Source organism: Candidatus Bathyarchaeota archaeon (assembly GCA_030739585.1).
In the GTDB taxonomy this organism is placed as follows: domain Archaea; phylum Thermoproteota; class Bathyarchaeia; order TCS64; family TCS64.
Genome location: JASLYX010000004.1, coordinates 137,192 through 155,329, shown reverse-complemented (window position 1 = coordinate 155,329; position 18,138 = coordinate 137,192). Strand labels below are relative to the sequence as shown.

Genomic DNA, 18,138 nt, shown 5'->3' with positions numbered 1-18,138 from the left:
CGCGATGATATATGGATCTAATATGTGGGCGCTACTCATTGTGGGTTTGCTCCGAGATTTCATTATTCTGTTTGCTCGGTAGATATAATTAGCTGTCAGGTTAGAGAGTTGAATAATGAAAATTGGGTTCATCACTGACAAGATTTATCCCTTTTATGTCGGTGGCTATGAAACCCGTTTTTGGGAGTTAGCGAGAAGATTAGCGGGGGATAATGATGTTCATGTTTTCACTTCCTGTCCGAAGAATTATGTTATTGAGGGCGTGCATTTTCACAAAATTGCCCCCTATGTTTCATATGTTGACGAGTTTGGATACCGCCTTTTTTTAAAAGATTTTTTTTATATGATTCAACTTTATAAAAAACTCTTGAGTAAAATGGATGTTATTGATTGTAATACAATCCCCTTTTTTCATTTACCATTTGTAAAGTTGCTTTCAAAGATGAATGGGGAGCTTATGGTTGCCACTGTTCATGAGGCGTTGTTTTCTGGGTTATCTCATTATTTTGGGAAATATACTGAGCATAAAGGGGCGATCACTAGAGCTTTTTTCATGAGTAATTTTCCCTTCATTTTTCTGAATGAAGTCCTGAAGCTCCCTGATGAGGTAGTAGCTGTCTCCAGAATTACCAAGAGTGTCCTAACAAATCAATTTGGTTTATCTAATGTCACTCTTTCTTCTAACGGTGTTACTCTTCCTGAATATCCTATTCCCTCGATGAATGAGCGTAATGATAGTCTCGTCTATATTGGTCGGTTGGCCCCGGAAAAGAGAGTGGATGACCTCATTTCTGCTATGGCCGTTGTGATAAAGGATCATCCGACAGTAAACTGTCATATTATCGGTGCCGGATCTGACTCCAAGAAATTAAGCCGTTTAGTAAAGGCAAATGGACTTTCTAACTCAGTTATTTTACATGGGTATGTTTCTGACAGCGTGAAGAACAAGTTTCTAAAGTCTTCTCGTGCTTTCATTCTACCTTCTGAACGAGAGGGATTCTCGATTGCAGCCTTAGAAGCGATGAGTTATGGATTGCCGGTAATTGCAGCTTCTCCCAAACATTATGAGTTTTCTGGAGTCTTTGAATTTCTTCTCCCAGAGAATAATGGTCTCCAATATCCCGTGGGAGATTCAACAGAGTTAGCTTCAAAAATTTCCCTGCTGCTGAGTGATATCAATCTTCAAAAGCAGCTATCAAAAAATGCGGTTACTACGGCGAAAAAGTATTCATGGGACAACATTATTGTATCTTATAAGAAAATACTTGGTTGATTTGCAAAAATCTGCGTTAATCTCTGTCGTTGTACCTACAATGAATTCCGAGAAATATCTCCAGAAATGCCTATCCTCAATTCGAGATCAAAAAAACACTGAGATCGAGATCATTGTGGTTGATGGATTTAGTACAGATGCTACGCGTGACATTGTGCAATCGTACGATTCAATATTGGTGACGAGGCGTTGTAACGTTTCTGAGGCAAGAAACATTGGTTTAGAGTTATCTCAAGGGGATTTCATACTGTTCCTTGACTCAGATCAAGTGTTGTCCCCTTGTGCACTATCTAAATGCATTCAGGTGTGTAATGATGATAAAGTTGACTCGGTGATCCTCCCTGAGGAATCCAAGGGAAACTCTTTTTTGGCTCGATGTATTGCCTTTGAAAAACAAATTAAGATAATTATATCTGGGAAAGAATTGCCCCGCTTTTTCCGGATTAGAACGGTGAGATCTTTGGGGGGTTATGACGAAGCGTTAACTTTCGGTGAAGACTTGGACTTGGTGATCAGACTCAAACGAGCTGGGTTCAGTGTTGGCCGGATTAGTGAGCGAATCTTTCATTTTGAACCTTCGTCATTTTCAGGGGTTGTATTAAAATATTTTTCTCATGGTAAAAATATAGGTGTTTTGTTAAACAAGTATTCCCAGAGAGAAGTCTTTTCAGGCTATTCTCTTATTTTTTCTCGTCCAGTTCTTTTTTGGAGAATTGTTATTTTGAATCCAATTCATGGCTTTGGGGCCTTATTTTTAAGAATTGTTCGGGGTTTCAGTATTTTATTTGGACTGCTGAATGAAAGGTAGTTTTATCAAGATTAATTATAGGTTCTTACACTTCAATCAGTATTTATAGTGTGGCTTAAATAACTTGGATTTTACCTACATGGATATTGTTGATTGGTTTAGTTGGATAGATTTTATTTGGTAGTGAATGAATGAGTTTTTTAGTTGAATTATTTAATCGAGACAAAGTTGAGCGATTAATTAATATAATTAACAAACTAGGCCAAAGCATTCTCTTTTGGTATTCTCTGCTTATTTTCATTGTAATTTTCTCGTTCCGGTCGTTCGTCAGGCCAGGGCTCGTTTGGAAAGATGATTTTATTCCCCGTCATCCCCTCTATTCTTACTTTTCATTATTTACATGGAACCCATTGGAACATGGTGGCACACTTAATGATGATCTCTCAAATGCCTTGTTAAATTCCCTTAGAGCCTTTTTATCTTCAATTTTTGGTTTAGAATTAGTATCCAAGGTATATGTCGTTGGGGTGGTTGCATTATGCGCTGTCTTGATGTTTAAAGCATTGGTTGGTTTTCGAGATTTATTTAATCAATCCAGAAATTATATGGTATGTTTTATTGGTGCCCTGTTTTTTACCGTAAATCCTTGGGTGACTGCAAGAATATTATCGGGTCATTATTTTATTTTAAGCTCATATGCTTTCACTCCTTTATTTCTTTATTATTTAGTTCAATACCTTGACGTAGATGCTGAAAAATATGGATTTATTAAATGCTCTTTTCTTTTTTCACTAGTTTCAATGACATCTAATCACGGATTCATTATGAGTTTATTTTTGTCATTCATTATCACACTTTGGTATCTTATCATTTTTAAAAAAGGCGTTGTAATTTTGAAAGCATCATTAGTGTTTATTATTTCCCTTTTGATTAATTCTTTTTGGATATTCCCCACACTTAATATGGTATTTAGCGGGGTTCGCAACATCTCATTTTTTCAAGATATTTCCACCTCCCTAAGTGTAAATGCTAATTGGGTTAACACTATACGTTTACTCGGATATTTTTGGACTCCGTACAACCAGGAAATCTACACATCCGGTGGTCTTTTCTACAAAGTCTGGTTTGGGTTATCTTTTTTATTACCCGCACTGGTTTTGATTTCTGTTATTTCTAATCGGAAAACTCAAACTTTTAATCTTTTTTTATTATTCGTTTATGTGGTTTCGACTGTTTTGGGTCAAGGCACTAATTTTCTAGGGGGTTATTATTTAGATTTTGTTCGTATGCCCTTTATGCAGTTGTTTAGAGATCCCAACAAACTTTTGTATTTATCATCGATTTCCTCCGCATTAATTATTGGAACTTCTTTGCATGTAGTTCTATATCAAATTAGATATATTGTATCTCATGGAGGATTTGCTGTTGAAATCAATAAATTACTTATTTCATTTCTTATCGTTTCCGTTTTTATCGTGAATTTTCCCTGGTTGTCTGGTGATTTCAATGGAGTCTACAGTCCCTCTGTTAGGCCCCAATATAGTATAGCGTCTGAAGATTGGTTGGAACAGCAACCTGGAGATTTTAGGGTGTTATATCTTCCTTTGATGAATTACCTCTGGTTTAATTGGACCCAGACGGGGGTCAATGAGCCGATTAGATATTTGTCACCCGTTCCTGTTTTTAACCCTCCTTTTACAGCTGAGTATGATATTTCCCCGGCTTCCACGTTTTTTATGAATTATATTGCGAACTCCTTGTATGATGGATCCATCGAGAATATCGGCCAATTATTAGACATGGCACTTGTGCGGTATGTTGTGGTTCGGTTGGACTTCGATCCTCCCGGTATACCTAGTACCTATTTAGATGTACTGAATGGATTGGAAGATATAGAATTGGTTTGGAATGAAGGGCCCATATATATCTTTGAAAATTCATTATTTTCGTCAGATCTGATTCACTCTTCAAGTAACCCCGCAGTGATTTTTGGAGGATTTGATGGTTTGACGACATACATTTCTTCCGGATATAACACTTCGGGGAGGGCACTAATTTTTCCAGAGCAAGTAGATCTGAATCTAATATCCGAATATCCGTTATTTATTCCTGCAGATTCGTATTACGATTTTTTATTCTCGTTTGAGGATGATTTTGAGGGATTTATCCGCGCTTTTCGTTTTTTGGATGGATGGGAGGTGGACTCTTGGCTCCAGACATTAGTTGGCGCTATAAATGCCGGCGGATATTCTTTGAAGACAACAGTTGGTACTCCTTTAAGGCTAACTATTGATGTTAATGAATCTGGAGACCATCATATATGGATGAAAGCCTTTGGTTCTAAACCGTCTATTTATCTTGATGGACAGAAAAGTTCACGTAGACTTAAGGATTATTCACAAGAAGGGTTTAGATGGTTCTCTTTAACTGAGAATCTGTCTCAAGGGATTCATGAGATAGCAATCTCTCCTAAAGAGTCTCTTGCTATAGATAGACTACTAATTTTTTCTGATAACGATTTCAGTGAACTAATTTCGGAGGTTTCATCCGTTCTCGAGAGGACTCCGTTCCTATATACTATTGAATTTGAGGATTCTTCTTCGCGATACCATCCCATAAAATATAATGAACTGTTTTCTGAAAATTTAGGGGTTGTATTGGTGAGTAACAGGGTCTTTAAAGTTGATAGTCCCCTGGTTCTCCCTGGAGGCCAGAGTCTTGTCGCTGAGATACGGATGGATGTCCAATCTTTCCAAAAGTCATCCGGTCGAGTGTTCTTTAAGAACATAGATACACGTCAGGTTTTTGTGTACTACGTTTCTCCATCTTTTACTGGAGTTGGCAGATATTACTTGAACGATATGCATCTGGACCAAGGAATGTACGAGGTCTCGATCTTAGGTAAGGGTCTAACAGTGGATTCAATGCTTATCCATCCAGCGGAAACAATGAACCCGTTTTCCAGTCAAAATCGAGAAACGAGACTGGATTATAAGGATGTTCATCCTACAAAATACGTCGTAAACGGGGTAATGGGACCCGGTGTCTTGGTATTTGCTACCTCACATACTGATGCATGGCAGCTCGATATTAATAACCAAGAGGTTTCTCCCTTTGTTGTTAATTTATTCAGTATGGGGTTTAAAGTGACTCCAACTAGAGATGCTGCCACTTTAGAGTTTGTTCCACAGAGATTTATGAACCTCGGATATTTGGTATCCACCACCACCGTATTGGGCCTTCTAGGTTGCATTTTTTTTAGGAATATATTTGGGAAGGACGACTCCTCCTAAAAGATTGACCTTCCAGCCCTCTGAATTCCGAAAGAGCATTCATTAGGACCTTGTTTCTATAGTCTGGAAAATTGTGCTCTTGGTAATCCATATCTATTAGAATGGATTTTCTCATATACCAATGGGCTGTTTCCACTTTAATCTAGAGGCTCTTCCAGAGGAAGCAGTTCATGCTTCTGTTGTTCTGACTTTTTTTCTTATGGTTTTATCCGTGCTTCATTGGATAAAGGTTCCAATTTTGCATTTACAATCTGGTTTCTTTCAACGAACCATTTTTTCGGTCACTGTGCCGCTGTTTATTATGATCTTTAATGTCGGATTAAATATTCTTATTTTATTATATTTTAGAAAGTATTTTTATTTATTTTCAAGCATTATCATTTGTATTTTTACATCATTATTTTTAGGATATATTCCTGTTATAATAATTTCATCTTTTTTGTTTATTTACTGCATGCATTTAGATGGCCTTGATCTAAAATTACTTATATTTTATGGACTTTTTTTATTATTCATTATAGAATTATTCTCTTTAATCAATTGGATTATATTTGTTCCCTTAGGCTTATCTTCCATTTTTTTAAACATAGCCATTATGGAAGAACAAATATATTATTTATTCTCTCTTTTTTCACCCCTCTTGGTCCTCCTTTTTTTGTTTGGTTGGATCCCAAAACGGATAATCAACTGGTATAAAAAAGACAACTTATTCAACAAAAGGATACATCAAACAAGTATTAATCATCTACCCCTAATTGGCTCCCGATTTTTCTTCGTTTCAGCTTTATTATTATCCATATTCATTCCAATTTATCCCTATTTTTCCACTATCAATCCCGCTAAAGAGGTTCTGAGTCCTGATTTAATGCTAAGGGCAAGAGTAGTTGATACTATCCGGTCGGATTGGACAAGCATTTTTCGAGAGATGAGCGGTTCTAGACCTGCTTATTTAATGGTAGTTTTTATTCTGCAGTCGATTTTTCATATAAAGTCAGTTTCTTTCATTATGTACAGTCCGATTTTGCTTTTCATGCTATTAGTTTTTTCGATGTATTACTTTGTAAGGCAGTCCTATGGTAAAAATGATTTAGCTGTCCTGTCTTCTTTCCTGTTATCCTCCGGAGCCAATTTTCTCCTTGGGATTTATCTATATCCTTTATCTAATTTGCTAGGTTTATGCTTAGTGTTTTTTTCATTAGGCTTATTATTTTCAAGTCTTAAAAGAGAGGCTGTATGGACTGGATATTTTTCCATTGCCCTATTTTTTATGGTCTTGTTCGTCCATCCTTGGACTTTTTTTCAGTATTGTATTGTAATTATCCCGTTTTTAGTCATTAAGTTGAAGGAAAACAGTTATAGTGATTATTACCGTTTTCTGGTAAAATTTTTGGTATCTGGACTTGTTCTTATACTTCCCGTATTTTTTCTTCTATCCACGAATAGCATTCGACCATATTTAAATCTGGTAACTTTATCTCTATTTATTGATACTTTTAAAGCGGTAAATTTCGTTTATGCTGGCGCATTATCAAATATTGTCCCATGGTTGCTTTCTGCATACTATCTAAGTGGGCAGAGCGATGAAAGGGATGTCTCAAAATTCCTGCGTCTTTTGGTCTTTTTAACGTCTATATTATTCTTATTTTTGAATCCATTTGATAAATCACGAGCGCTAATTAATCTTCCTTTAGGCTATTTTGCAGCTCTCGGATTATCAAAGCTTAATTTAAAGTTAGATTCTAAAAATGGATTGATTTTCGCCCTGTTCCTATTATTCCAATCGATAGTTTTTGTTTTTAGAACCCTGTATTTCTTCGTGTGATAACGGGTTTTTTTTTGAATCCTTTTTCTTTAAATAGAGAATTTTTTCTGATCCTTTTAAGTATGTTCTCTCCCTGTTATTGACGCCTTGTATATCTCTGATGGACACGCATTATCACCATACAAATGAGTTAGACCGGCTTTGGTTTTCGAACGTTCTTTGTCTCCGATAGTTTCTGTGGTCGTTCCGGCTTATAATGAAGCTGAAATTATCGAAGAAAATATTTTAATGTTGAGAACAGCACTGAAAGACGCGGATATTTCTTTTGAGATAATTATTGCTGAGGATGGAAGCACAGATCGCAGTTATTCCATTAGCCTGGGTCTATCTGACTTATATCCTGATGTAAGAGTTATCCATTCTGATGCCCGTATTGGGAAGGGTGAAGCCATCAAGCGCGCTTGGCGTATTTCGTCGGGAAGTTTTATTATTTTCATGGATATGGATATGCCCGTAGATCTATTTTCTTTGGGGCCTCTTGTTGATTATCTAAAGCATGGGTCTTCATTGGTGATTGGATCACGTTATCTGGGGGATTCAAGTTTACAAAGGCCTTTTTTTAAAACGTTGAAGAGTAAACTGTATAATTTTTTATTACGTTCTTTTTTTGGTCATGAGATTTCTGATTATCAATGTGGTTTCAAGGGAATGATAAAAGATGACCTTAGTGATCTTCTTCTCTCTGTTGAGGATTCGGTTTATTTTTTTGATACTGAGCTTATTATCAAAGCTATTAGGGCTGGTTTATCGGTCAGGGAGCTACCTGTTTCTTGGAGAGAGCCTGAAGGACGTGTCTCGAAAGTTACATTGAGCGATGAGATTGTAATGATTTTTCGTCTTGTTTCATTTTTACTATCTAATTGAATTTTACTATATAATTGAAAATAGTGATTTTTAAATACCTTTTGAAGTAATCCGATTTTTTCTTAGCTATACATTTTGGCGGACGCGGACATTATCTAAATCAACTTATCGTACCCCTGAAAAAATCGCAAAAGACGATAATCATACTATTGACCAGCAGATATATAGTCGCGCACAAAGAGTTGGGAACGCTTCAAATCACAACTAGGGCTTAGCTTAGCTCCCTTGTATCTTCACCAGTTGCTTAGCTTGCTTTTGAGGGTCGCTAGATAAGGATTAGTGATACATCACTCGTACGAGCAAGCCAGACCTCCTTGGTTTGAACAATGAACTATTTGGTGTCAAAAAACCATGACCTGAGTCGTTTATTTGATACATAGAAGAAAAAAAAGACTGCCCTATTCAGATTTCGTAGTGCGCGCGCGCCTTTCTATATATTCCGCATCGATCCTCCTTGTAGCATTCCGGACAACCATTTCCACTTGTCCTGCTATTAATAGCTGCTTCCCATTCATGCTCTTGACTGCATCTCCACCAGACCTTTCTGCTGCTTCCTGGAGTGACTTGATATAGAGTCAAATCCCCGTTCCTGGTCAGGTGCCACTCCTTAGCTAGCTTCGGATGCAGCGCGGCGAGGTTATACATCGGGGAAAGCTTCAACTCAGATAAATCACGATACTAGAGCATAAAAGACCCGTCAATCGAGAATACAATATCTACGTTTCATTCCGCGCGCTCTCACTTTGCTTGCTCTTTCCTGCCCTCGCTCCAACTCGGCGAGTTCCAGTCATACATCATCACGTCTATGAACTGCCCCTCAATCTCAGAAAGCCGCCTGACCGCCCCGGACTCATCCTTGTAGTAAGTGCCGTTGGATCACAGATAATGCACTTGGAATCGCCAACTCTGACGGACCTCTCTAAAACTCTGATACGTGACTCCAGTCTTTTTGGAGTCATGCTCACCACTCCAGACGCTGACCCATTGTCTCCGAATCCCAATTCGTCAGAGAGTCAGACCAAACTCCATGCCAGACTCACGCACACGCAGATGCCCTAGACTTCCATATAGCGGATGCCTCAAAACCTCAAAGAGACTTTATCTCGTCCCCCCTTCTCATCCGAGAGAAGTCTCCAACGCCTCAACACGCTCGAGGAGGTCCGAGATTTCCGAGTCTTTCTTAACCGCTCCCAGAGTCTTCAAGGCGTTTATCTCGATTCGTTTCTCTTTCTGTTTGGTCCCGATAGGGGTTTTCTGGCTCTTCCATCTCCTCCGTGAATCCATAGCAATTTTCCATAATGCGATCTCCATCTCGTTTCGAGTGGGAACCCTAGACACAGACCCAACGCCGTTCTCTTCTCCGTTGAAGAACGAAATAATTGACTCTTTACCCAATCCTACACCTCGATTTATTTCTGTGACTCCCTGAAGCGGGTCAAAACGCCATATTTCCTGGTGATTTATGGAGGGGGGGTATGGAGTTGTGTTTTTGATTTGGTTGTTTTGAAAGAGTGTGTTCTGAGAGAGATGTGAACAAAGGAAATGAAGATGTATGGTTGCTTGGATGTTCTTCAGGTATTGTTCTTTTCTCTAATCTTTAGTTGGGTATAAATAGAGATGGCGCGTACCCACGGGCTCTAACGCCTCCCAGAAGCTTTACGGTGTGTGCGTGGTCAGTAGGAGTTACTCAGAAAGTATTTGAAACTAGGTTTTATTCCAAATAGTTGGTTCACGCTAGAGTGCCCTCAATAAAATAATCTCAGAACTCATTTATTTCAAAATATTCTCACTACTTTTTCTTTTCCCCTGAGAAGCGCATAAGATCAGTCGGAGGAAAATTATCTTGCTATAAACATTGACCAGGAAAGCAATGTTTAAAAACAAACGAGTCATTTGAAGTAGGGCAATCAGATAAACACTAAATACAGGATGTTTACAATGGTCGGCAAAAACGCATATATGAGGGGTAGATCCCGCTCCACGAGACCCGTTTCCAAAAGACCCCCTAACTGGGTGATCTACCAGCCGGACGAGGTCAAGGCACTAATCATCAACCTTGCCCGAGAGGGCAAACCCCAGAGCGAGATCGGCAACATCCTCAGAGACAAGTATGGCATCCCCTTAGTAAAGTCAATCGTGGGCTACGGGATCCATCGTGTTCTCCAGGAGGCCGAGCTCGCACCTAGGATACCCGAGGACCTCTACAACCTCATGGTCAGATCCACAAAGCTGAGGCGGCATTTAGACAGGAACCGCAAAGACTTCAGCAATAAACGGGGCCTCCAGAACACGGAGTCCAAGATCTATGCCCTCACCCGTTATTACAAAAAACGGGGAATGTTGCCGGAGGACTGGCGTCATAGGGACGAGATCGTAACCATCTGAGGGGGAAACCCATAGCCTCCCAGACCGCTTTTCTCAACTCATATAAGCCAGCAGTGGAGACCCTCAACTACCACGTCATACGAGGTGATCCCATCCGTATAGTGACCCATAACGACGCCGATGGTGTCGCTGCAGGGGGAATCCTCAGCCAGCTTGCTAGACGCCTCAGCGCTAGATTCAAGACTACCTGCGAGAAGCGGGTCGACGAGAATATGGTTCGATCCGTCGCAGCTGAGAAACCCCCGCTAGTTCTATTCTCAGATCTAGGCGGAGCCTACCTCGACATGTTTGAGGAGCATCTCAAGGAGTCCCAGATAATTGTTCTTGACCACCACCTCCCCGTAGAGATTGAGGCCCCTAATATTATCCACATCAATCCCCTACTCCACGGCCTAGACGGAGCGCAGGGGATAAGCGGTGCAGGAGTCAGTTACTTTCTAGCCAAATTAGTGGATAACAAGAACGCTGACCTGAGCCCTCTTGGTATTGTAGGTGCCCTTGCTGACCGACAAGATAAGGGGGAGAAAAAGTCCTTTCTGGGAATGAATACGGTCATCGAGTCCGACGCTAAACGCCTCGACCTGGTTGAGACTCACAACGACCTCATCTTCTATGGTCACGAGACAAGACCCTTGGCTCGGGCGTGCGCCTACACCACGATCCCCTTTATCCCCGGCCTCAGCGGGCGGGAGGATAGATGCCTCGCTCTCCTCAAAGAGGCCGGCATTGAGCTTAAGAACAAGGGCCGGTGGAGGGCTCTTAGGGACCTCTCTGAGGAGGAGAAGCGCACCCTATTCTCAGCCATCACCAAGCACATGGTCTACGAGGGATGCGATGCCAATGCTGTACACGACCTCGTTGGCACCATCTACACCTTCAAAGGCGAGGAGCCCTGGACTGCCGTCAGAGACGGCCGCGAGTTCGCCTCCCTTCTCAATGCCTGCGCCCGCATGGGGCACCCCAGCATAGGTCTCAGCATCTGCATGGGTGATCGCAATGACGCCCTTAAAGATGCTGCTGAGATCCTAAAGGGGTATCGCCACAAGATTGGTAAGTACCTCAACTGGGTCCGCCAAGCAGACCGTATCGAGGAAAGGACACACATATACACTCTCGTTGCCGACAACGACATAGACGAGCGCATCATCGGGGTCGTCTCATCCATCCTCCTCTCCACAGGCATCCTCAAGAAATACAAACCAATCATCTCCTCCGCAAGAGCTGACGGAGATCTTATAAAGGTCTCTGCGAGAGCTACCGACGACATGGCTAAACTCGGTCTAGATCTAGGGGAGGTCATGATGAAAGCCGCCGAACCCCATGAGGGACGAGGTGGAGGCCATAACATCGCTGCCGGTGCCTTCCTCCCCGAGGCAGACCAAGAGGAGTTCCTCCAAAGGGTGGACGTACTTGTCGGAGAACAGTTTCAAGCCTGAGACCCGGGTCAAGATAACCCTCCCCTACAAGGACCCCGAGACGGCTTCATCCATTCGACAAGCTACAATGCCCGATAATCAGGAGAGCCCTTTGGGTGTTACACTCAAAACCATTACTGAAGGCGCCACGCTTGAAATCACCATCAAAGCCGATGCAATAATAACTCTCATCGCTACCCTTGACGATCTCCTTTCCTGCATTCAAGCAGCGGAGAAAGCATTACACGAAATAGACTGAAAAAGTTGCAAAAGAGGAGAGTCTTTAGAATGTGTAGCACGGAGCTCAGGCCTTCCGCGCTTGCGCGCGTATTAAGATCCTCTCGGCCGCGAGCACCCACGCCTTTGCACACATCCGGATGGTCCCAGGCTAACCCGAGCCTCGCCCGCCGCTTATTCCCCTCTTGCAAGGGGTTCCGCTTTGTGCTTTTCCGTTTATGCTTTTATCCGTGCTACAGAGCTAAAATTGATCTTATTTCATAATATCCTTATGTTTCCCGAAAACCCCAAAAATTGAACCTGAATAACACAGTAATGGCCAATTATTGATTCATGCTTGTTAAGAATGTCCCATCTTTAAGGGACCAAAAAATATTGAGGCATGAGGCTCAAAAGAACCCCTTAGATCGAGGCGTTTTTCCATATACCATTTCCATGTGTAGCTTATGATTAAACCCGCCTATGTCCCTTGGAGAAACATATAAATTACCGGGGGCTCTTTGGAGGACAACGACCCAAGGAGAGACTTTGAAACTTGTCTAGAGCAGTCAGGGATAAGTGGAGGAGGAAAGAGTGGTATAACATTTACCTTCCTCGCTACTTTGGCGAGACCAAGGTAGGTGAGACCCCCTCCGGAGATCCCTCAAAAATCATGGGCAGAGTATATAACACGACTCTTGCAGCGATCACGGGAGACTTTTCTCAGGAGTACCTAAAGATGTACTTCCAGATCATCGGGATCGAGGAAAACACGGCTCAGACTGTCTTCAAGGGCCACGAGTATCTCAGGGACTATCTTAGAAGCTTAGTCCGGAGGAGGAGCACTAAGGTGGACGGGTTCTTTAGGGTTGACACGATCGATGGATATAGACTAAAATTAGTCATTACCGCGCTAACTAATACCAGAATACAGACTTCTAAGGAGAAAGCGATTAGGGACATAATGCGAGACGTGGTTAATGAAAAGATCAAGACCCTCGATTTCGGTCAGATAGTTCATGAAGTGGTGTTAGGGAAGCTTGCTTCGGATGTCTACAACGAGGCCCGGAAGGTAACCGCCATAAGGCACATTGGGGTCAGGAAATCTGAGCTTCTTGGGATGCCATCATAGCCCCCGAGTTTAAATTCTAAGAACTGTTTCTATCACTAGACTTGTCTTTGGATCCGAGACGAGAAGTAGCCCGCGAGGCCGCCCGCCTCCTCTATACAAAGGCCTCCGAGGAGTACGTTCACGCCAAGGAGCGGGCAGCTCGGAGCTTAGGCGTCAAAATTATGCCCAGTAACCACGAGGTTGCAACAGAATTAGATCTCCTAGCGGAGGAGCTGGAGGGGAAAACCCGTATGGAACTTATAATCACGATGAGGCGACTCGCCCTCAGGCTTATGAGAGTCCTCTCTGATGTTAACCCTGTATTGAGGGGTAGCGTCTGGAGGGGAACAGCCCGTAAAGGTAGCGACATCGACATCGACGTCTACTCGAATGACCTCGTTGAAGTCAAGAGACTTTTAGAAGATTCTGGGTATAACGTGACTGGATTTAATGAGAAAGTAGTCATGGGTGGGAGAGCGATTTCAAGGTCAACCCATATTCTGGTCCGCTTGAAGGAAGATATCGAGGGAGAAGTCGTCGGTAGACCTATTGAGGAAAAGGGCCTTGATGTCCGATGCGAAGTATATGGCGATGTTAAAAAGGGTATACGCCTCCTTGGGCTGGAAAAGCTTATGAATACAGACCCCCTTCGAAAGTTCGTTCCTAGGAGGCGTTATCGATAAAACTATTCGGCTCTTCAGGAATTAGGGGCATAGCAAATGTGGATATTACTCCATTATTGGTCCAGAAAGTCGGCACCGCCATAGCATCGATGTTTGAGGGTGGGGCTGTCCTCATTGGGAAAGACACGAGGCTCTCAGGAGAGATGATCGAGCTAGCCCTCTCTTCGGGTTTCGTATCCTCCGGATTAGTCGTAGGTACTTTAGGTGTTATACCCACCCCTGTGGTGGCTTGGCTCACGAGGGAAATGCAGGCTGAGGCCGGCGTATCCATCACCGCCAGCCATAACCCCCCGCAATATAACGGGCTCAAGATCTTTGACTCCACTGGGATGGCCTATACAATGAAGAAACAGGAGAGGCTAGAGGAGCTCGTCCAAAAGGGAGAGTTCACGACCTCAGAATGGAACCGTGTGGGGCATGTTGAGGCGATGGATCTGAAGAGGCTCTACATAGAGGCGATCTCCAATCTTATCGAGGCCCCCCTGGAGAGGCGAATCATATGTGACCTATTCAACGGGGCGACTACAACCATCGCAAAGGATCTATTCGAGGAGCTCGGTAGTCAGACTATAATGATAAACGCTCAACCCGACGGGTATTTTCCTGCTGGTAACCCCGAGCCGAACAAGGAATCCCTCGAAAGGCTCGGAAAAATGATTAGAGACTCCGGGGCTGAGATCGGCTTTGGTTTTGATGGTGATGGGGACCGTATGATTCCAGTCGATGAGAATGGTGTAACCCCGAGTCCTGATAGAGTCCTCGCTGCGTACGCCGGATATATAGTGAGGGCCAACGGTGGTGGGACCGTGGTAACCCACGTAGGTGCATCAATGTCTGTCGAAGAGGCTGTAGAAGAGGCCGAGGGTAGCGTCATCAGGACGAAAGTAGGGGATGTACATGTCACAGAAGCGATGCTGGAAACGGGGGCAATCTTCGGCGGTGAACCTATTGGGGCTTGGATCCATCCAGATGTCCATTTTTGCCCCGACGGTATCCTGTCGGCAATAAGGCTGATACAGGCCTTGGACTCTGAAGAGAAGACTCTATCTCAGTTCGTTTCAGGTATCCCAGCGTACCCCATCTATAGGGCGAAGGTGTCTTGCCAAAACTTGAAGAAGCAAGCAGCTATGGACTCAATATCAAACATTGAAACAGAGTTTGGAGAAGTGACGAACATCTCCAAGGTGGACGGAGTTCGCTTTCAGCTTGAAGACGGATGGGTGTTGATTAGACCCTCCGGCACAGAGCCTTTCATACGAATAACTGTTGAGGCCCATGACGAAGAGCGGGCTAAAGGACTTCTTGAGACCAGTAAAAAATTTGTCCAATTGGTTTTAGGTGGATTAAAATGAAAGCTGTTATTTTAGCGGCCGGGAGGGGGGAGCGTTTGAGGCCACTTACTGAGACAAGACCAAAACAATTACTCCCAGTCGGTGGTTTGCCCCTCCTAGAATGGTCCCTCAGAGGCCTATCCGAGGTGGGGATCAATGAGGCGCTAATCGTGACTCACTACATGGAGGATAAGATCAAGGATCAGCTAGGTGACGGCTCAAGGCTCGGAATCTCAATTAACTTTGCCCACCAGGATGAGGTAAAGGGGACGGCTCACGCCTTCGCCTTGGGGAAGGACTTTGTTGGTGATGATGAGTTCATTGGGTTCTACGGTGACGGATTTATTGCAGTCGAAAGTTTCAAAGCCGTACTAGATGCCCATGAGACAGGAGAAACGACGTTAGGTGTCATCCCCATAGATGATCCGTCGAGGCTTGCTGCCGTGGAACTTGATGGAGACTATGTCATAAGACTATTGGAGAAGCCCCAGCAAGGTGAGACTAGCAGCAAACTCGCCAATACAGGGATCTATCTGTTTAATTCCGAAATTTTCGATCATATTCGAGATACGGGAATCTCCTCCCGAGGAGAATATGAGGTAACGGACTCGATAGGTTTGCTGATCGAGTCCGGTGCTAACGTAAAGGCCGCAATACTCCCGGCGAATGGATGGATGGACGTCGGCCATCCTTGGGATCTCCTTGAAGCTAATGCAAGAGCGCTCAACGGATTAGTCTCCTCCGTTAGTGGGGATATAGAGGAAAACGTTAGTATATATGGTCCAGTCCACATTGGAAAAGGCACTAGGATCAGGTCTGGAACGTACCTAGAGGGGCCGATATACATCGGCGCTTGTAGCGATATCGGACCAAACTGCTACATTCGATCATACACTAGCATTGGCTCAGGCGTCAGAATTGGGAACGCTTGTGAGATTAAGAACAGCATAGTCATGGATAGCAGTCATATCGCGCATCTCTCGTATTTCGGGGACAGTGTAATTGGGGCAGGCTGCAACTTCGGAGCCGGAACCATTACCGCCAATATCAGATTTGACAAAAAGTACATCAAAATGAACCTCAAAGGGAGCAGAGTCAACTCAGGATGCCGTAAGTTTGGAGTCGTGGTGGGTGACAGCTCTCAGACTGGGATCAATGTAAGCCTCCTCCCAGGAATCAAGGTAGGTTCTGAAGCTTGGGTGGCACCGGGTCTTATTGTGGACGAAGATGTGCCTTCAGGTTATTTTCTGAAGAAAGGTGAATGTGTTCTCCGGAATGACATGGAAAGTTAGTCAATCAAATTTATATTGCCTCATTCCACTTTCTCAGTGAAACCAATGGAAAAGAAGAAGTTCAGGGAGCTCTTTCCTCACCTTGCCTATGAGCTCGTGAACGGGAAGAGCGTAGCAGATCAAAAGAATGAACCGATCGGACCGAAAAGATTCCCCCAAGTGAATCGAAAATGGGAAGGATACGATCCCGATATCATCGATTTCATTCGCCGTTGTAAAATCCCCGAGCAGGTGACCCAGATCATTGATTACATGTCAAAACAAGGAAAGGTCTCCCCAGAGATTGCGGAGAAGCTTGTAATACAACTAGAAGAGAAAGGCATTAGGAGTTTTGGCAAGTATAAACAGAAGGGATTTTATCACAGAAACACCCGCTGAATAGATTTCTTAGGTTTACGTCAAAAGATATTTTTTAACAGTCAGGAACCGGGCGAATTGAGATCTTAGGACAAGAGGTTTAAGCCCCAGGCTCCATTATTTAGTTGATTCAGTTGGCTGGTATCGTTGGGCTTGTTGGTAAGGCGAATGTCGGCAAGAGCACGTTCTTTGCAGCTGCTACCCTGAAGGCAGTGGATATCGCAGGCTTCCCATTCACTACCATCAAGGCCAATAAGGGGGTCGGATACCTCCATTCGCCATGTGTATGCAATGAGTTCGGAGTCAAGGACGAGCCGGTTAACTCCGCTTGCGTCGACGGGGTCCGCCTTATACCCGTCGATCTCATCGACTGCCCGGGTCTTATCAGGGGAGCTCATCAGGGCAAGGGACTGGGGAACCAGTTCCTCGATGAGGTGAGGAGGGCTGATGCCCTCATAGTGGTTGTGGATGCAGCTGGGGAGACGGACGATAACGGCCAATCGATTCTTCCGGGTACCCACGACCCCATCGAGGATGTGCGGATGCTTGAGGCGGAGTTCGACCTCTGGCTCACGAGGATCCTTAGGAAAGACTGGGAGAGGGTAGCGAGGACTGCTCAGGCTGCTCGAGAGGAGATCGGGCGCCATCTAGAGGAAAAACTCACTGGCCTAGGGATGAACAGGTTTCACATCGCGAAGGCCGTGGAGGAACGGGGGCTAAATGCTAATGACGCTTTGAGTTGGAGCCACAACGAAATTACCGCATTCGCCTCAGGTCTCAGGAAGGCCTCGAAGCCCCTTATCGTGGCAGCAAACAAGGCAGATAAGGGGCCAGCTGAGGAAAACGTGCAGTCTCTCAGAGATGCTGGTTATCATGTCATTCCCACCTGTGCGGAGGCCGAGCTTTCCCTCAGGAGAGCGACCGCTGCGGGCCTCATAAACTACACCCCCGGGGACGGCGACTTTGAGATCCCTAATCCGGAGAAACTTTCAGGAGGCCAGACGAAGGGTTTGCAGCTTATCCGCGAGAGAGTTCTTGATAATTGGGGTTCTACTGGCGTCCAAGAGGTCATCAACTCCGCCTTTTTCACACTCTTAGATATGATACCCATCTACCCCGTAGAAGACTCAGACAAGCTCACCGATCACCAGGGGAGGGTTCTCCCCGACTGCTTCCTAGTTTCCCGGGGTACTACAACGAAGCAGTTTGCATCCCTTATCCACACGGATCTCGGGGAGAGTTTTATTTTTGCTATTAACGCGAGGACCAAAAAGAGGATGGGCGAAGGTCACGCCCTAAATAAAGATGACATCATCCAGATCGTCGCGGCGAAATCTAGGAGGTAGGC

Annotated in this window: 16 protein-coding genes; 14 read left to right on the top strand and 2 right to left on the bottom strand. The window is 43.8% G+C overall.

Features of this window, described 5'->3' with window-relative positions; translation table 11 throughout:
• Positions 1-115 precede the first annotated feature (115 nt).
• From QGG23_05415 to QGG23_05395, 5 genes are all read left to right on the top strand, one after another.
• The gene (locus QGG23_05415; protein MDP6048864.1) at positions 116-1,273 is read left to right on the top strand and encodes a glycosyltransferase family 4 protein; all 1,158 of its coding nucleotides are present in this window, start codon (positions 116-118) and stop codon (positions 1,271-1,273) included.
• Positions 1,203-2,081, top strand: coding sequence for a glycosyltransferase (locus tag QGG23_05410; protein ID MDP6048863.1), 879 nt, complete (start codon positions 1,203-1,205; stop codon positions 2,079-2,081). Before QGG23_05415 ends, QGG23_05410 begins: the two co-directional genes overlap by 71 nt.
• Before the next feature lie 350 nt (positions 2,082-2,431).
• Positions 2,432-5,314, top strand: coding sequence for an alpha-(1->3)-arabinofuranosyltransferase family protein (locus QGG23_05405; protein MDP6048862.1), 2,883 nt, complete (start codon positions 2,432-2,434; stop codon positions 5,312-5,314).
• A gap of 121 nt (positions 5,315-5,435) precedes the next feature.
• A complete protein-coding gene (locus QGG23_05400) occupies positions 5,436-7,136 on the top strand; it encodes a hypothetical protein (protein MDP6048861.1) in 1,701 nt (566 codons plus the stop codon).
• A gap of 141 nt (positions 7,137-7,277) precedes the next feature.
• Positions 7,278-8,000 carry a glycosyltransferase gene (locus QGG23_05395; GenBank protein MDP6048860.1) on the top strand — a complete coding sequence of 241 codons (723 nt, stop codon included), beginning with the start codon at positions 7,278-7,280 and terminating at the stop codon, positions 7,998-8,000.
• Between the two features lie 402 nt (positions 8,001-8,402).
• Here the strand turns inward: QGG23_05395 and QGG23_05390 are convergent, their stop codons facing one another.
• The gene (locus QGG23_05390) at positions 8,403-8,645 is read right to left on the bottom strand and encodes a zinc-ribbon domain-containing protein (protein ID MDP6048859.1); all 243 of its coding nucleotides are present in this window, start codon (positions 8,643-8,645) and stop codon (positions 8,403-8,405) included.
• A 471-nt stretch (positions 8,646-9,116) separates the two neighbouring features.
• Positions 9,117-9,395 carry a hypothetical protein gene (locus tag QGG23_05385; GenBank protein ID MDP6048858.1) on the bottom strand — a complete coding sequence of 93 codons (279 nt, stop codon included), beginning with the start codon at positions 9,393-9,395 and terminating at the stop codon, positions 9,117-9,119.
• A gap of 543 nt (positions 9,396-9,938) precedes the next feature.
• Here QGG23_05385 and QGG23_05380 point away from each other — a divergent pair.
• From QGG23_05380 to QGG23_05340, 9 genes are all read left to right on the top strand, one after another.
• Positions 9,939-10,385, top strand: coding sequence for a 30S ribosomal protein S15 (locus tag QGG23_05380; protein MDP6048857.1), 447 nt, complete (start codon positions 9,939-9,941; stop codon positions 10,383-10,385).
• Positions 10,386-10,438: 53 nt separating this feature from the next.
• Entirely contained in the window at positions 10,439-11,821 is a 1,383-nt protein-coding gene (locus tag QGG23_05375) for a DHH family phosphoesterase (GenBank protein MDP6048856.1), read from the top strand.
• Positions 11,796-12,059, top strand: a complete 264-nt coding sequence (locus QGG23_05370; GenBank protein MDP6048855.1) for a KEOPS complex subunit Pcc1 — start codon at positions 11,796-11,798, stop codon at positions 12,057-12,059. Before QGG23_05375 ends, QGG23_05370 begins: the two co-directional genes overlap by 26 nt.
• 513 nt (positions 12,060-12,572) lie before the next feature.
• Complete coding sequence (locus QGG23_05365; protein ID MDP6048854.1) at positions 12,573-13,148, top strand: 30S ribosomal protein S3ae; 576 nt, start codon at positions 12,573-12,575, stop codon at positions 13,146-13,148.
• A 47-nt stretch (positions 13,149-13,195) separates the two neighbouring features.
• Positions 13,196-13,810, top strand: a complete 615-nt coding sequence (locus QGG23_05360; protein ID MDP6048853.1) for a nucleotidyltransferase domain-containing protein — start codon at positions 13,196-13,198, stop codon at positions 13,808-13,810.
• On the top strand, positions 13,807-15,162 hold the full coding sequence (glmM, locus tag QGG23_05355) for a phosphoglucosamine mutase (protein ID MDP6048852.1): 1,356 nt from the start codon (positions 13,807-13,809) through the stop codon (positions 15,160-15,162). Before QGG23_05360 ends, glmM begins: the two co-directional genes overlap by 4 nt.
• Positions 15,159-16,433: a sugar phosphate nucleotidyltransferase gene (locus QGG23_05350; GenBank protein MDP6048851.1), complete on the top strand. Its 1,275-nt coding sequence runs from the start codon at positions 15,159-15,161 to the stop codon at positions 16,431-16,433. The genes glmM and QGG23_05350 overlap by 4 nt, the downstream gene beginning before the upstream one ends.
• A gap of 45 nt (positions 16,434-16,478) precedes the next feature.
• Entirely contained in the window at positions 16,479-16,811 is a 333-nt protein-coding gene (locus QGG23_05345; GenBank protein MDP6048850.1) for a DUF2095 family protein, read from the top strand.
• A 113-nt stretch (positions 16,812-16,924) separates the two neighbouring features.
• The gene (locus QGG23_05340) at positions 16,925-18,136 is read left to right on the top strand and encodes a redox-regulated ATPase YchF (GenBank protein ID MDP6048849.1); all 1,212 of its coding nucleotides are present in this window, start codon (positions 16,925-16,927) and stop codon (positions 18,134-18,136) included.
• Positions 18,137-18,138: the final 2 nt, after the last annotated feature.

Bases quoted from the DNA above. Each gene is read 5' to 3' on its own strand.
- QGG23_05380 (MDP6048857.1), top strand. From the start codon at position 9,939: ATGGTCGGCAAAAACGCATATATGAGGGGTAGATCCCGCTCCACGAGA.
- QGG23_05415 (MDP6048864.1), top strand. From the start codon at position 116: ATGAAAATTGGGTTCATCACTGACAAGATTTATCCCTTTTATGTCGGT.
- QGG23_05350 (MDP6048851.1), top strand. From the start codon at position 15,159: ATGAAAGCTGTTATTTTAGCGGCCGGGAGGGGGGAGCGTTTGAGGCCA.
- QGG23_05410 (MDP6048863.1), top strand. From the start codon at position 1,203: ATGCGGTTACTACGGCGAAAAAGTATTCATGGGACAACATTATTGTAT.
- QGG23_05345 (MDP6048850.1), top strand. From the start codon at position 16,479: ATGGAAAAGAAGAAGTTCAGGGAGCTCTTTCCTCACCTTGCCTATGAG.
- QGG23_05390 (MDP6048859.1), bottom strand. From the start codon at position 8,645: ATGTATAACCTCGCCGCGCTGCATCCGAAGCTAGCTAAGGAGTGGCAC.
- QGG23_05400 (MDP6048861.1), top strand. From the start codon at position 5,436: ATGGGCTGTTTCCACTTTAATCTAGAGGCTCTTCCAGAGGAAGCAGTT.